This is a genomic window from Pseudomonas peli, from assembly GCF_900099645.1.
GTDB lineage: Bacteria > Pseudomonadota > Gammaproteobacteria > Pseudomonadales > Pseudomonadaceae > Aquipseudomonas > Aquipseudomonas peli.
Genome location: NZ_FMTL01000002.1, coordinates 25188 through 39809 on the forward strand (window position 1 = coordinate 25188; position 14622 = coordinate 39809).

At 60.5% G+C, this 14622-nt stretch carries 16 protein-coding genes and 2 tRNA genes; 6 read left to right on the forward strand and 12 right to left on the reverse strand.

Translation table 11 applies throughout. The features are described 5' to 3' along the window. Positions 1-31: 31 nt before the first annotated feature. The 8 genes from pth to BLO50_RS08810 all read right to left on the reverse strand — a co-directional run bounded on the left by pth (position 32) and on the right by BLO50_RS08810 (position 5861). Complete coding sequence (pth, locus tag BLO50_RS08775) at positions 32-622, reverse strand: aminoacyl-tRNA hydrolase (RefSeq protein ID WP_090251432.1); 591 nt, start codon at positions 620-622, stop codon at positions 32-34. A 69-nt stretch (positions 623-691) separates the two neighbouring features. Further along, positions 692-1294, reverse strand: a complete 603-nt coding sequence (locus BLO50_RS08780; protein ID WP_090251434.1) for a 50S ribosomal protein L25/general stress protein Ctc — start codon at positions 1292-1294, stop codon at positions 692-694. Between the two features lie 114 nt (positions 1295-1408). Next, positions 1409-2350 carry a ribose-phosphate pyrophosphokinase gene (locus BLO50_RS08785; protein ID WP_090251437.1) on the reverse strand — a complete coding sequence of 314 codons (942 nt, stop codon included), beginning with the start codon at positions 2348-2350 and terminating at the stop codon, positions 1409-1411. A gap of 45 nt (positions 2351-2395) precedes the next feature. Then, positions 2396-2470: transfer RNA gene (locus BLO50_RS08790), tRNA-Gln, on the reverse strand. Between the two features lie 52 nt (positions 2471-2522). Then, positions 2523-2597: transfer RNA gene (locus BLO50_RS08795), tRNA-Gln, on the reverse strand. Positions 2598-2641: 44 nt separating this feature from the next. Further along, positions 2642-3517, reverse strand: coding sequence for a 4-(cytidine 5'-diphospho)-2-C-methyl-D-erythritol kinase (gene ispE, locus BLO50_RS08800; protein ID WP_090251440.1), 876 nt, complete (start codon positions 3515-3517; stop codon positions 2642-2644). Next, a complete protein-coding gene (gene lolB / locus BLO50_RS08805; RefSeq protein WP_090251442.1) occupies positions 3514-4131 on the reverse strand; it encodes a lipoprotein insertase outer membrane protein LolB in 618 nt (205 codons plus the stop codon). The genes ispE and lolB overlap by 4 nt, the downstream gene beginning before the upstream one ends. Further along, a complete protein-coding gene (locus BLO50_RS08810; protein ID WP_090251445.1) occupies positions 4131-5861 on the reverse strand; it encodes a tetratricopeptide repeat protein in 1731 nt (576 codons plus the stop codon). Before BLO50_RS08810 ends, lolB begins: the two co-directional genes overlap by 1 nt. Before the next feature lie 183 nt (positions 5862-6044). Here BLO50_RS08810 and hemA point away from each other — a divergent pair, with 183 nt between their 5' ends. From hemA to BLO50_RS08840, 6 genes are all read left to right on the forward strand, one after another. Further along, positions 6045-7340: a glutamyl-tRNA reductase gene (hemA, locus tag BLO50_RS08815; RefSeq protein ID WP_090251448.1), complete on the forward strand. Its 1296-nt coding sequence runs from the start codon at positions 6045-6047 to the stop codon at positions 7338-7340. Between the two features lie 9 nt (positions 7341-7349). Then, positions 7350-8432, forward strand: a complete 1083-nt coding sequence (prfA, locus tag BLO50_RS08820; protein WP_090251450.1) for a peptide chain release factor 1 — start codon at positions 7350-7352, stop codon at positions 8430-8432. A gap of 51 nt (positions 8433-8483) precedes the next feature. Beyond that, positions 8484-9317, forward strand: coding sequence for a peptide chain release factor N(5)-glutamine methyltransferase (gene prmC, locus BLO50_RS08825; RefSeq protein ID WP_090251453.1), 834 nt, complete (start codon positions 8484-8486; stop codon positions 9315-9317). A 19-nt stretch (positions 9318-9336) separates the two neighbouring features. After that, complete coding sequence (locus BLO50_RS08830) at positions 9337-10095, forward strand: molybdopterin-synthase adenylyltransferase MoeB (protein ID WP_090254023.1); 759 nt, start codon at positions 9337-9339, stop codon at positions 10093-10095. Continuing rightward, complete coding sequence (gene murI, locus BLO50_RS08835; RefSeq protein ID WP_244152871.1) at positions 10088-10885, forward strand: glutamate racemase; 798 nt, start codon at positions 10088-10090, stop codon at positions 10883-10885. Before BLO50_RS08830 ends, murI begins: the two co-directional genes overlap by 8 nt. A gap of 89 nt (positions 10886-10974) precedes the next feature. Beyond that, positions 10975-11490 carry an acyloxyacyl hydrolase gene (locus tag BLO50_RS08840; protein ID WP_090251458.1) on the forward strand — a complete coding sequence of 172 codons (516 nt, stop codon included), beginning with the start codon at positions 10975-10977 and terminating at the stop codon, positions 11488-11490. A gap of 141 nt (positions 11491-11631) precedes the next feature. On the opposite strand, the gene BLO50_RS08845 is transcribed toward BLO50_RS08840, so the two are convergent. The 4 genes from BLO50_RS08845 to BLO50_RS08860 all read right to left on the reverse strand — a co-directional run bounded on the left by BLO50_RS08845 (position 11632) and on the right by BLO50_RS08860 (position 14611). Continuing rightward, entirely contained in the window at positions 11632-11943 is a 312-nt protein-coding gene (locus BLO50_RS08845) for a YkgJ family cysteine cluster protein (protein WP_090251460.1), read from the reverse strand. 86 nt (positions 11944-12029) lie between these two features. Continuing rightward, positions 12030-12557, reverse strand: coding sequence for a DUF2878 domain-containing protein (locus BLO50_RS08850; RefSeq protein WP_090251463.1), 528 nt, complete (start codon positions 12555-12557; stop codon positions 12030-12032). Next, positions 12550-13824 (reverse strand): SAM-dependent methyltransferase, encoded by a 1275-nt coding sequence (locus BLO50_RS08855; RefSeq protein ID WP_090251466.1) that lies wholly within the window; start codon positions 13822-13824, stop codon positions 12550-12552. The genes BLO50_RS08850 and BLO50_RS08855 overlap by 8 nt, the downstream gene beginning before the upstream one ends. Continuing rightward, positions 13811-14611, reverse strand: a complete 801-nt coding sequence (locus tag BLO50_RS08860) for a DUF1365 domain-containing protein (RefSeq protein WP_090254025.1) — start codon at positions 14609-14611, stop codon at positions 13811-13813. The genes BLO50_RS08855 and BLO50_RS08860 overlap by 14 nt, the downstream gene beginning before the upstream one ends. Between the last annotated feature and the right edge of the window lie 11 nt (positions 14612-14622).

Genomic DNA, 14622 nt, shown 5'->3' on the forward strand with positions numbered 1-14622 from the left:
TGTTGTCCCTCGCGCGAATGGCGGTAAAGAGTTAGGAGGTGGCTTTCTGGCTGTGCAGCTTGTGCATGGCTTTGCTCCAGTCGCCTGCGAGTATTTCCGGCAGGGTGCCCAGGGCAAAGTCGATGCTGGTGTCCAGCAGTTCCTGTTCGCTGCGTGGTGCGCGGCCGAGGACGAAGTTGGAAACCATGCTGCTGTGCCCGGGATGGCCGATGCCAAGCCGCAGGCGGTAAAAATTATTCTGATTACCGAGCTGGGCGATGATGTCGCGCAGCCCGTTATGTCCGCCGTGCCCGCCACCCAGTTTGAGTTTGGCGACGCCGGGGGGCATATCGAGTTCGTCGTGGGCCACCAGAATGGCTTCCGGCGGGATGCGGAAGAAATTCGCCAATGCCGCTACGGCCTGGCCGCTGCGATTCATAAAGGTGGTGGGGATCAGCAGGCGAACATCGCGGCCCTGATGGCTAAATTTGCCAACCAGGCCAAAATACTTTTTTTCGAGGCTCAGGTTGATGCGCTGGCTGTCAGCCAGGCGCTCAACGAAAAGGGCTCCTGCATTATGCCGAGTCTGGTCGTATTCAGGGCCGGGGTTACCCAGGCCAACGATCAGTTGTACGGCAGTCATGTCAGGAGCCCTTTTGTGGAAATAGCTCGGCAGAATCGCATACCGAGCTGGTTTCCGACACTGCGAGGATTACTCGGCAGCGCCTTCGTCTTTAGCAACGCGGGAGGCGTGGATGTTAGCCACTGCCAGGTCGTTACCGTGAGCCAGTGCAACCAGCTCAACGCCTTTCGGCAGTTTCAGGTCGGCCAAGTGAACAATCTGACCCACTTCAACGGCAGCCATGTCGACTTCGATGAATTCAGGCAGGTCTTTCGGCAGGCAGGAAACTTCTACTTCAGCCAGGACGTGGGACACTTCGCCGCCTTGCTGCTTAACGCCAACCGAAGTTTCTTGGTTGATGAAGTGCAGGGGAACGATAGCGGTCAGTTTCTGGCCAGCGACTACGCGAACGAAGTCAGCGTGCAGCACGTAGCCTTTGGCTGGATGGCGCTGCAGGGCTTTGATGATCACGCTTTCGTTGCTGCCGGCTACGTTCAGGCTCAGCACGTGGCTGTAGGCTGCTTCGTTTTCCAGCAGTTTGGCCAGTTCTTTGGCCAGCAGGCTGATCGATTGTGGAGCTTTTTCGCCACCGTAAATTACGGCAGGAACCATGGCTACGTTACGACGCAGGCGGCGGCTCGCACCTTTCCCCAGGTCGGAACGCACTTCGGCATTCAGGGCAAATTCAGTCATTTCACTTCTCCAAAATAACCAAACCGTCCGTTACGCTTGCGACCAGCGACGGGACGGTTGGTTGAAAAGCCTTGCCGTCAGGGCAGGGCGTTTGCGCTCAGGGCGTGTACCGAATTAACGGAACATCGCGCTGATCGATTCTTCATTGCTGATGCGGCGAACCGCTTCAGCGACTACCGGGGCGATGTCCAGCTGGCGAATACGCGAGCAGGATTGCGCAGCGGCGGACAGCGGAATGGTGTTAGTCACCACCAGCTCGTCGAGTACGGATTTTTCAATGTTTTCGATTGCGCGGCCAGACAGTACAGCGTGTGTGGCGTACGCGAAGACTTTCGAGGCGCCGTGTTCTTTCAGCGCTTTGGCGGCGTGGCACAGCGTGCCAGCGGTATCCACCATGTCGTCGACCAGGATGCAGGTACGACCTTCAACATCACCGATGATGTGCATCACTTCGGAGTGGTTGGCTTTTTCGCGGCGCTTGTCGATGATCGCCAGGTCAACACCCAGGGACTTGGCAACAGCGCGTGCACGCACTACGCCGCCGATGTCCGGGGAGACAATCATCAGGTTTTCAAAACGCTGGTCTTCGATGTCGTCCACCAGTACTGGGGAGCCGTAGATGTTATCTACCGGAATATCGAAGAAACCCTGGATCTGATCAGCGTGCAGGTCGACGGTGAGAACCCGGTCGATCCCTACAACGGTGAGCATGTCAGCCACAACTTTGGCGCTGATTGCCACGCGAGCGGAGCGCGGGCGGCGATCCTGGCGGGCATAGCCGAAGTAGGGGATAACTGCAGTAATTCGGGTCGCTGATGAGCGGCGGAAGGCATCGGCCATCACTACCAGTTCCATCAGGTTATCGTTGGTTGGCGCGCACGTCGGTTGAATCAGGAAGACGTCTTTACCGCGGACGTTTTCGTTGATTTCAATCATGATCTCGCCGTCGGAAAACTTACCGACAGAAGCATCACCTAGGGGAATGTGCAGCTGACGTACGATACGTCGCGCCAGATCGGGGTTAGCGTTCCCCGTAAAAACCATCATCTTGGACACGCGCAGTACCTGCCGGCTCGGGGTATACCTGGATGAGTACAGAAATGGCAGGGGCGGCTGGATTCGAACCAACGCATGCCAGGATCAAAACCTGGTGCCTTACCGCTTGGCGACGCCCCTGTATCCTGTGTAACCGAATGCTTTGAGTTGTGTATCCGCTCCAGGGCGGAAATGGCAGGGGCGGCTGGATTCGAACCAACGCATGCCAGGATCAAAACCTGGTGCCTTACCGCTTGGCGACGCCCCTATTACCGTACAACTCTGTGCTCTTAAATTACTAAGAGCGAACATTCACTTCCTGACCAATGTTTCGAGCTTGCGGTGCAACATCGAAATGTTACGGCCTTTGGCAATAAAACTTGGCAATGTGGCTGGAAGTTGGCGGGCGACTTTATCAGCATCGTCCTGGTTTGGGAAGCTCCCAAACACACAAGCTCCAGTACCGGTTAATCTAGTTGGAACAAATTTGTTCAACAAGATCAGAGCGTTACGAACTTCTGAATAACGCTTCGTGACCACCGGCTGGCAGTCATTACGACCACCCCCCTCAAGAAGGCTGCGAACTTTAATGGGCGGCGTATCCCGTGTCAACTCAGGGTCGGAGAAAATTTCCGCTGTGCTGACAAGTACTTGCGGAATGGCGACAAGAAACCAGGGTTCGCTCAGGGTCACCGGTTGCAGCTTTTCACCGACGCCTTCGGCAAATGCCGCGTGACCGCGCACGAATACCGGTACGTCGGCGCCCAGGCTGAGGCCCAGGGAAGCCAGTTGGTCTTCGCTGTAGTTCAGCTGCCACAGATGGTTGAGGCCGAGTAGGGTAGTCGCGGCATCCGAGCTACCGCCGCCAATGCCGCCGCCCATGGGCAGGCGCTTGTCCAGCCAGATGTCGGCACCCAGTGTGCAGTTTGCGTGCTGTTGCAGTAGGCGCGCGGCACGAACGATCAGGTTGCTGTCGTGGGGTACGCCGTCGATGGTCGTATGTAGGTGAATTTCACCGTCGCGGCGCAGGGCAAAGCCCAGCTCGTCACCGAAGTCGAGAAACTGAAATAGGGTTTGCAGCTCGTGATAGCCGTCGGCGCGGCGACCGAGGATATGCAGCATCAGGTTGAGCTTGGCCGGTGCCGGCAGAATCAGTTCGGCAGCGGCGGGTATGGCCGGTGTGGTCATTGGCCGAGCTGGCGCGGTTGCCAGTCCTTGATTACCAGGGTGACTTGCAGGTCAAAGCCGCTGAGCTTGATGCGCTCCGGCAGCCAGAAACCATTCTGCTCGGCATAGCTGAGGTACTCGACATGCCAGCCATCTTGGCTCAACTGCGCCAAGTGGCTTTGGCTGTCGAGGTTCAGGCGGCTTTTGCTGTCTGGCGAAGGCAGGCCGCGAATCCACCAGAACAGGTGTGAAACGGGCAGGTTCAGGCCCAGTTGGTCGCGCAGCAGTTGTTCTGGTGATTCAGCCTGGTAGCGGCCCTGGTTGGCCACTTCCAGTTGAATGGCGCCTGGGCGCCCGGTCAGGCGAGCGGCGCCGCGACCCAATGGGCCGGACAGGCGGATGTCGTAATAGTCCTGGCGTTGTAGCCAGAAAAGAGTGCCGCTGCCGGAGTCTTTCGGTGCACGGATACCGACTTTGCCATTGATCTGCCAGGCATCCAGGCCGCTGATCTGTTGCTTGTGCGCTTGCCAGCTTTGCGCGTTGCCCTGGCCTTCAAGGGCTTCGCGGGAGGTCAGGCCGGCGCAGCCTGCCAGTAATGTAATCAGGCTGAAAACTATCAGGTGGCGCGCAAGCATCAAAGCGTCTCTGCTCCGGTCAGGCGCAGCAGGGTGCTGCGCAGGATTGGGCTGTCGGGTTGTTGTTTCAGGGCTTCACGCCAGAGTTTGCGCGCTTCTTTCTGTTTCCCTTGTGCCCACAGTACTTCACCCAGGTGGGCGGCGACTTCGTGGTCGGGAAATTCCTGCAGAGCTCTGCGCAGTAGGCGTTCAGCTTCATCCAAATTGCCCAGGCGGTAATTCACCCAGCCGAGGCTGTCGAGTACTGCAGGGTCTTCAGGGTTGAGTTGGTGCGCCTGCTCGATCAACTGTTTGGCTTCGGCGTAGCGCGTGGTGCGGTCGGCCAGGGTGTAGCCCAGTGCATTGAGTGCCATGGCGTTGTCTGGTTCGCGCTCGAGTATAAAGCGCAGATCACGCTCCAGCAGGGCGAGGTCATCGCGCTTTTCCGCGAGCATGGCGCGGGTGTAGAGCAGGTTGAGGTCTTCGGGGAACTGTTCCAATGCTTGTTGGATCAGCTGCCAGGCGCGTTCGGTGTCCTGCTGCTTGGACCAGGCTTCGGCTTCGATCAGGTACAGCTGGATGGCATAGTCAGGCTGGCTTTCGCGAGCTTGACGCAGGCGCTCGGCGGCCTCTTCAGCACGCTGTGCCTTGAACAGCAGTTCGCTTTGCCGGGCTTGGGCCGGCAGGTAATCGTTGCCGGGGCCGACCAGGGCGTACTCGATCAATGCGCTGGCGGTATCACCGAGTTCTTCATAGGCGCGGGCCAGGTTGTAATGCGCGGCTTCACTGTGGCTGCCGCGTTCGACCAGTTCTTCGAGGTAGACGATGGCCTCTTTCCAGGCTTTGGCTTCCAGGCAGACCAGTGCTAGCGAAAAGCGCAGGTCATCATCATCAGGGTTCTGTTGCAGCAGTGAGGCAAACTCGCCTTTGGCTTCGTCCAGGCGGTCTTCGGCCACCAGCAGACGTGCATAGGTGAGGCGCAGGCGCTTGTCGTCTGGGTATTGCTCGATGCCTTTTTCCAGCAGCGGCAGGGCTTCATCGTTGCGCTCAAGGCTTTGCAGCAGGCGGGCATGCAACAGGATTGAGGCAATGGGGCGGTCTTTGCTGGGTTGCTGCTCCAGTAGCTCCAGGGCCTCCAGCGGTTGGCCATTCTGTTGCAGCAGCAGGGCTTTGCCAAATTGCAGCTGGCTGTTGTCCGGGTACTTTGCCTGCAGGCGGTTGAAGCTTTGTAGCAGGCCGGCACGGGTGTCCGGGTCAGTTTCAGCTGCGGACAGGGCAAGGAAATCGAAGTGCGTATCACCCTGACGCTGCAGCACCTGCTCCATAAAGGTCATGGATTCGTCGTAGCGGCCGGCACGCGCCAGCTGCACGGCGGCGGCCCGCTGCGCATCGATATTCTCGGGTGCGGTCTTGGCCCACAGCAGGCTGGTTTCCAGCGCGGGCTGCTCGGCCCCCAGGTACTCGGCTATGCGAAAGCCGCGCTCAGCGACGCCAGCATCCTGGGTGGCATTGGCCTGCTCTACATAGTTTTCCAGGGCAATGTCGAAGCGGTTGCGCTGACCTGCCAGTTCCGCGACCAGCAGCGACAGCAGGGTTTCCTGGCTGAAGTTGCGGTAAACCTGCGGTTGCGTTTCGGGGGCGACAACAGCCGGATCTTCCACCGGTGGCGTGCCATCCGGGGCAGAGGGAGCAAAGGTCTGACAGCCACTTAAAAATGCAGCGGCAGTCAGCAACGCGAAGGATCTATTCATAGGAAGAGTATGTGGCCAACCTGCGGTTTGGGCATCATGACACAAGCGCTGGGGCAAGCCCATGGGCTGCAATGATGCGGATTAAGAGATAAACCTGGCTATTGGGACAATCGGCCGCAGTGGTTGTTCTCGCTTTGCCGAAGTAGGACAATTGCCGGCTTACACTCCCTGTCAGCGACGTGCATGGCCTTTATTGCCCTCGGTATCAACCACAAAACCGCCTCGGTGGACGTCCGCGAACGCGTGGCTTTCACTCCTGAGCAGTTGGTTGAGGCGTTGCAGCAGCTCTGTCAGCGCACCAGCAGCCGGGAGGCGGCGATTCTTTCGACCTGCAATCGCAGTGAGCTGTATCTCGAGCAGGATGAGCTGAGCGCTGACGAAGTGCTGGCCTGGTTGGCCAACTACCATCGTTTGAGCCTCGAAGAACTGCGTGCCTGCGCCTATATCCATGCCGATGATGAAGCCGTGCGTCATATGATGCGCGTGGCCTCGGGGCTGGACTCCATGGTGCTTGGCGAACCGCAGATTCTCGGCCAGATGAAGTCGGCATTTGCCGTGGCCCGTGAAGCCGGCACCCTCGGCCCGCTGCTGGGTCGCTTGTTTCAGGCCACCTTCAGCACCGCCAAGACCGTACGCACCGACACGGCGATCGGCGAAAACCCGGTATCCGTGGCCTTTGCCGCGGTCAGCCTGGCCAAGCAGATTTTCGCTGACCTGCACCGCAGTCAGGCGCTGCTGATCGGCGCCGGTGAAACCATCAGCCTGGTTGCCCGCCATCTGCACGATCAGGGCATCAAGCGCATCGTCGTCGCTAACCGTACCCTTGAGCGCGCCAGCAGCCTAGCCGAACAATTTGGCGCGCATGCCGTGCTGCTTTCGGAAATCCCTGATGAACTGGTCAACAGCGATATCGTGATCAGTTCCACTGCCAGCCAGCTGCCGATTCTCGGCAAGGGCGCGGTCGAGCGCGCGCTGAAGCAGCGCAAGCACAAGCCGATCTTTATGGTCGACATCGCCGTACCGCGCGATATCGAGCCGGAAGTCGGCGAATTGGACGACGTTTACCTCTACACCGTCGATGACCTGCATGAGGTGATCGCGGAAAACCTCAAAAGCCGCCAGGGCGCGGCCCAGGCCGCCGAAGAGCTGGTCAGTGTCGGCGCCCGCGACTTCATGCAGCGCCTGCGCGAGCTGGCTGCAGTGGATGTGCTCAAAGCCTATCGTCAGCAGGCCGAGCGCCTGCGCGACGAGGAGCTGAACAAGGCCCTGCGTCTGCTCAACAATGGCAGTTCTGCCGAGGATGTATTGGCGCTGCTGGCCCGCGGCCTCACCAACAAGCTGCTGCATGCGCCCAGCGTGCAGCTGAAAAAATTCTCTGCTGACGGCCGCGTCGATGCGCTGGGCGTGGCCCAAGAACTGTTTGCCCTCGACGAGGGCGCGCCGCCTGCTTCTACCCATAGCAGTTCGGCTAATAAATAAAGGTCTGCAATGAAAGCGTCACTGATCAATAAACTCGACCTGTTGCAGGATCGTTTCGAAGAGCTGACCGCGTTGCTCGGCGATGCCGAAGTGATTAGCAACCAGCCGCAGTTTCGCGCCTATTCCAAGGAATACGCCGAACTTGAGCCGGTGTACCAAGCGTTCAGTGCATTCCGTAAAGTCCAGTCCGACCTTGAAGGCGCCCAGGCGCTGCTCAAAGATAGCGATCCTGACATGCGTGAAATGGCCGAAGAGGAAGTCGCCGAGGCCAAGGAGCAGCTGATCGAGCTGGAGGCCATGCTGCAGCGCATGCTGCTGCCAAAGGACCCCAACGACGGCCGTAACGTGTTCCTTGAAGTACGCGCCGGCACTGGTGGCGACGAGGCGGCGATCTTCTCCGGTGATTTGTTCCGTATGTACTCGCGTTATGCCGAGAAGCAGGGCTGGCGTGTGGAAGTGCTGTCGGCCAGCGAAGGCGAGCATGGCGGCTACAAAGAGGTCATTGCCCGGGTCGAGGGCGACAACGTTTACGGCAAACTCAAATTCGAGTCCGGTGCGCACCGCGTGCAGCGCGTGCCGGAAACTGAATCCCAGGGTCGCATCCACACCTCGGCGTGCACCGTCGCCGTGCTGCCCGAGCCGGATGAGCAGATGGCCATCGACATCAACCCAGCCGATCTGCGTGTGGACACCTACCGCAGCTCCGGTGCCGGCGGCCAGCACGTTAACACCACCGACTCGGCGATCCGCATCACCCACATTCCCACCGGCACCGTGGTGGAATGTCAGGAAGAGCGCTCGCAGCACAAGAACCGCGCCAAGGCCATGGCCTGGCTTGCGGCCAAGTTGAAGGACCAGCAGGAAGCCGCCGCGCACAAGGAAATTTCCGACTCGCGCAAATTGCTGGTGGGCTCAGGTGACCGCTCCGAGCGCATTCGCACCTATAACTTCCCGCAAGGTCGGGTCACAGATCACCGTATCAACCTGACCCTGTATTCGCTCAACGAAGTGATTGCCGGCGGCGTCGAGGCGATTATCGAGCCGCTGCTGGTCGAATATCAGGCCGATCAGCTGGCCGCGCTGGGCGATTGATGCGGGTTTGAGCATGCCCCGGAGTGCATCCGGGCTACGGAAATAAAGCCCATGGCCACTATCGAATCCCTGCTCAACCACGCCGAACTACCCGACTCGCCGACCCCGCGGCTGGACGCCGAGCTATTGCTCGCCCACGCCCTAGGTAAGTCGCGCAGCTATCTGCATACCTGGCCGGAGCGCGAACTTGAGGCCGAGCAGCTTGAGCGTTATCAGGCCGCAATCGTTCGGCGTCAGGCCGGCGAGCCGGTGGCCTATATCCTCGGTCAGCAAGGTTTCTGGAGCCTGGATCTGGAAGTTGCCTCACATACCCTGATTCCGCGGCCGGATACCGAACTGTTGGTGGAAACCGTGCTCGCGCTGCTGCCAGCCACGCCTGCTGCGCTGCTTGATCTCGGCACCGGCACCGGTGCGATTGCTCTGGCCTTGGCCAGCGAGCGCCCGGCCTGGCGACTAACCGGGGTTGATCGCGTGGCGGAGGCGGTGGCCCTGGCCGAACGCAACCGCGCGCGGCTCAGCCTGAACAATGCCAGCTTTATTGCAAGCCACTGGTTTAGCGCCCTTGCTGGCCAGCGTTATCAGCTGATTGTCAGCAACCCGCCGTATATCGCCGCCGATGATCGCCACCTGGCCGAAGGCGATGTGCGCTTCGAGCCGAGCAGCGCGCTGGTAGCCGGTGCGGATGGGCTGGACGATATCCGACTGATCATCCAGCAGGCTCCGAACTATCTTCAAGCGGGTGGCTGGTTGCTGCTGGAACATGGCTTCGATCAGGCGGCGGCAGTGCGCGAGCTGCTCAGCGCGCGCGGTTTTAGCGCGGTGGAAAGCCGGCGTGACCTGGGCGGCCATCAGCGCATCAGTCTGGGACGCTTCGATAATGAGTGACGCCATGAGTGCGCAGGACATGCTGAATGACGAGGAACTGCTGCGCTATAGCCGGCAGATTCTACTGCAACAGATCGATATCGCCGGCCAGCTGCGCCTGAAAAACAGCCGTGCGCTGATTATCGGCCTCGGCGGCCTGGGTTCGCCGGTGGCGCTTTACCTGGCCGCCGCTGGGGTCGGTGAGTTGCATCTGGCGGACTTTGATACGGTCGACCTGACCAACCTGCAACGGCAGATCGTCCACGACACCGCCAGCATCGGCCTGAGCAAGGTCGACTCGGCGAGCAAGCGCCTGCTGGCGATCAACCCCCAGCTGCGCCTGCAAGCGCACCGCCAGGGCTTGGACAGCGACTCCCTTGCTACCGCAGTGGCGGCAGTCGATCTGGTGCTGGATTGCTCGGACAACTTCAGCACCCGCGAGGCGGTCAACGCCGCGTGTGTGGCGGCCAAGGTGCCGCTGGTCAGTGGTGCGGCGATCCGCCTGGAAGGCCAGCTGTCGGTATTCGACCCGCGCCGCGATGACAGCCCCTGCTACCACTGCATCTACGGTCACGGCAGCGAGGCCGAGCTGACCTGTAGCGAAGCCGGTGTGGTCGGCCCATTGGTTGGCCTGGTCGGTAGTTTGCAGGCGCTGGAAGCCTTGAAGCTGCTGGCGCAATTTGGCGAGCCGCTGGTAGGGCGTCTGCTGCTGATCGATGCGCTTGGTAGCCGTTTCCGCGAGCTGCGGGTCAAACGCGATCCGGGCTGCAGCGTGTGTGGAGTGGCCAGCGGTGAGTAACGCGCCGATTGGTGTGTTCGACTCCGGCGTCGGCGGCTTGTCGGTGCTGGGCGAGATTCGCGCGTTGCTGCCGAATGAGTCGCTGCTCTATGTGGCCGACAGCGGCCATGTGCCCTACGGCGAGAAGAGCCCGGAATTTATTCGCGAGCGCTGCCGGGTGCTGGCCGAGTTTCTGCTTGCCCAGGGCGCCAAGGCGCTGGTGCTGGCCTGCAACACCGCCACGGTGGCGGGAGTGGCCGAGTTGCGTGAGCTGTATCCGCAGCTGCCGTTGGTGGGCATGGAGCCGGCGGTCAAACCTGCAGCTGCCGCCACGCAGAGTGGCGTGGTCGGTGTGCTGGCCACCACAGGCACGCTAAAAAGCGCCAAGTTCGCCGCCTTGCTCGACCGTTTTGCCAGCGATGTGCGGGTGATTACCCAGCCTTGTCCGGGGTTGGTCGAGCGTATCGAGGCCGGCGAGCTGGATAGCCTTGCCACCCGCGAGCTGCTGCAGGGCTTTGTCGCACCGCTACTGGCCGAGGGCTGCGACACTCTGATTCTCGGCTGTACCCATTACCCCTTTATCAAACCGTTGCTGCGCAGTTTGGTGCCGGACTCGATCAGCCTGATCGACACGGGCGCGGCGGTGGCGCGGCAAGTCCAGCGCCTGCTGACCAGCCATGATCTGCTCGCCAGCGGTCCGGCTCTGCCAGCACAGTTCTGGTCGAGTGGTGATCCCGCAGCCATGCAGCGTGTGTTGCCTTTGCTGTGGGGCGAGGCGGCGCTAGTCAGTGGCCTGCCTGGCACGGTTTAGCCATAAGTCGGCTTTCTCGGTAGCTAAAGATTTCTATACTCTCAAGCAGTGTCAGCAAGCTTCTACTTGGGCGGATAAGGATTATTACCATGAGAAAAGTCATGACTCTGGCTGCGTTGGCAGTCTTGGCTTGGGGGCAAGTCAGTGCAGTGCAGGCGATGGATCTAAGCGTGGCGGTCGGCCAAACGGGCGACTCGACCATGACCTACCGCCTGGGCACCCAGTTCGATTTCAACCAGAGCTGGTTTGTCAGTGATGTCGGTCACTTGACTGGCTATTGGGATGCTGCTTACACCTACTGGGACGGTGACGAAACCTCTAGCAACCACAGCCTCTCGCTCAGCCCGGTGTTCGTCTACGAGTTTGCTGGCGAGCGCGTCAAACCCTATATCGAAGCCGGTATCGGCATTGCCGCTTTTAGCAGCACCGAGCTGGAAGACAACGACCTGGGCTCGTCTTTCCAGTTTGAAGACCGCATCGGTTTCGGCGTACGTTTCGCCGGGCAGGAAGTCGGCTTGCGCGCCCTGCATTACTCCAACGCCGGGCTTAAACAACCTAACGACGGCGTTGAGAGTTATAGCCTGCATTACCGCATGAGTTTCTAGCGGTTTGAGCTGTTAAAAAGCCGGATTGTTATCCGGCTTTTTTCTGGCCTGCCGTCCATGGCGGTCACCCCTACGGAGTCATCGCTGTGCGACGTTAAAAACGTTCCTGGCGATATTGTGTGCCTGCAGTAAACCGCGCACTCAGCGGTAGATGCTGCTCATGCCCTTGCGCTCGTCCAGGCATTCGGGGGAGGCGGTTTCGAATTCGCGGCAGATCAGTGGGCGCACTTCGTAAATGGTGCAACGCATGGTGTCGCGGTCCAGTGCGGCGCACCAGCCGTCGTCCAGGCGCAGCATGACTTCGCCGCCCCAATCATCGGTGTCGATATAGCGGGGCGGCACGCCAGTGTCGGTGATCAGCATGACTTCGAGCTGGCAGCAGCAGGCGGCGCAGTTGCTGCAGCTGACTGCGGGTTCGTCGGCGAGTTGGGTATGCGGGATGTGTTGACTCATGCCGCGCAGTGTACGCCATCAGCATTACGCCGGCGCTTAAGGCCGACGTAGGGCGTTGTCCATCGGCGTTGTGTGGCGCTTGCCGGCTACGCCGACTGGCGTGTGCGCAAGCGTTGCTCGTACTGGCTGCGATAAAGTTTGGCGAAGCCATGCAGCACGGGCATCACCACGGCCCAGATCGCGCCGATCAGCAGCAAGCTTTGCCAGGTGCCGTAGGGCAGGCCGACGCCTGCGATCTGCGCGCCGCCGTAATAGGACAGCGGTGCGCCAATCGCACCGAGCAGGCTGCCGCGCCACCAGGGTTGCGCGGTCCAGGCCAGGCAGTGGTTGAGCGTGGTGGCCATCAGCAGCCACAGGCTGGCCAGCCACAGCGGGATCAATGTGCGTGGCTCGCCGAAATCGAACACGCCGAGGTTGAGCAGGAAGCTGTCCAGCGCGCTGCCAGCGAGAAACACCGTGATCAGCAGCTTGCCTTCTGCCGCCCAGCTGCTGGTCCACAGCAGGTGCACCGCCAGCATCGCTGCCACACTCAGCAGCCATAGGCTGTCGCCGCCGAAGACGCAGGCAAACCAGCCAAGCTGAAATAGCAGGGTGTTGACGATCAATTTAGGCATTGAAGTTTCCCAGTAGCGGAGCTGGACGTGCCGCCGGCTTGGCCAGCAACAGCTGTGCGGTGCCGATGGTGCGCTCGATAAAGCCGCCCTCGCAGTAGCACAGGTAGAACTCCCACAGGCGGAAGAAGTAGTCGTCATAACCCTGCTGCTCCAGCTTGTGCCGTGCCTGGCGCAGGTTGTCGTGCCAGATGCGCAGGGTGCGCGCATAGTGCAGGCCGAAATCTTCCATGTGGTGCAGGTTCATGTCGGTTTTGGCGCTGATGATTTCCAGCATTTTATTCACCGACGGCAAGGCGCCACCGGGGAAGATGTAGCGTTGAATGAAGTCCACCGCGTTTTTCGCCTGCTCATAGCGCTGGTCACGGATGGTGATGGCCTGCAGCAGCATCAGGCCGTCGGGCTTGAGCAGGTTGGCGCATTGCTGGAAGTAGGTGGGCAGAAAACGATGGCCAACGGCCTCAATCATCTCGATTGACACCAGCTTATCGAACTGCCCGCTCAGGTCGCGGTAATCCTCTAGTAGCAGGGTGATCTGCCCTTGCAGGCCTTGCTCCTGAATGCGTCGTTCGGTGTAGGCGTACTGCTCACGCGATAAGGTGGTGGTGGTCACCTTGCAGCCGTAATGGGTCGCGGCGTAGATCGCCATGCTGCCCCAGCCCGTGCCGATTTCCAGCAGGTGGTCGCTGGGCTTGAGGGCAAGCTTCTGGCAGATACGCTCTAGCTTGTTCAGTTGCGCCTGCTCAAGGCTGTCATCGGCGCTGCGAAACATGGCCGCCGAATACATCATGGTCGCGTCGAGGAACTGCTCGAACAGGTCGTTACCCAGGTCGTAATGCGCCGAGATGTTCTTGCGCGAGCCCTTGCGGGTATTGCGATTGAGCCAGTGCAGGCCCTGGATCAGCGGACGACCCAGCTGAGCCAGGCCGCTTTCCATGGCGTCGAGGACGTCGAGATTGCTGACGAATACGCGGATCACCGCGGTCAGGTCCGGAGTGGTCCAGTAACCGTGGATATAAGCCTCACCTGAGCCGATCGAGCCATTGCCGGCCACCAGCCCCCAGACCGCACCATCCTGCACCTGGATCTCGGCACTGAGGCTGGAATGGGCATCGCCGAACTCCATGCGTTCATCACCTTCAACGATCACCAGCTGGCCATGGCGCAGTTGTTTCAGCTGGCGCAGTACCGCACGGCGCAGCAGGCTGGCACCAATGCCGCTGCCGGCACGCACCACATGTTTGGCGGAGGTCAGGCTAGAGCTTTTCATGGAGGGCGTCCTTTGATGCGGGGCGGGCGACGCGGAAATCACCTTCAGCGGCCCGGTGGGTGAACAGGGGAATACGTTTGAGCAGCAGACGCAGGGCTTGCCAGTAAATGGCGGCCACGGTCTTGCCAGTCATCCAGGGAAATTGCAGCAAATAGCGGTGTAGGCTGGCGCGGTTGAGTTCAGTGCGTTGCAGGCTGAGGCTGGCGTCGAAGAGTTTGTCTTCGCCTTGCCAGTCGGCCATATGAATGCCCAGACGCTCACCGGCCGGGCTGAAACTCATGCGGTATTCCAGCTCGCGCGGCAGAAAGGGTGAGACGTGAAACGCCTTGGCCACAGCAACATGCAGGTGCCCCTCACCTTCGGCCGGCAGCACGTAGTGATAACGCTCACGGAAGGGCGTGTTGCTCACTTCGCAGAGAATCGCTGCCAGGCGGCCATCGGCTTCATGGCAGTAGAAAAAACTCGCCGGGTTGAAACTCAACCCCCAACTGCGCGGCTGGGTTAGCAGGCAAATGCGGCCCAGGGGCGTGCGGCCCAGCGCTTCAGTGACGCGTTGGCGCACGGCGTCGATGAGGCTGGTACCAGCACCGGTGAACTGCGGCAAGTAGTCGGTTTCGCGAAAGGCAAAAGGCGCAAAGCGGCCACGCCCGGCTAGGGGCGACAGCGCGAGCACGGCGTCCTGCTCGCTCAGGTCGAGGTAGAGCAGGCCCATGCGATAGCGGAAGTTATGCAGCCGCGGGGCAAAACGCCGGTGCTGCACCCAGCCGCTGTACAGGGCGCTGTTCAGTGCCGTGGTGC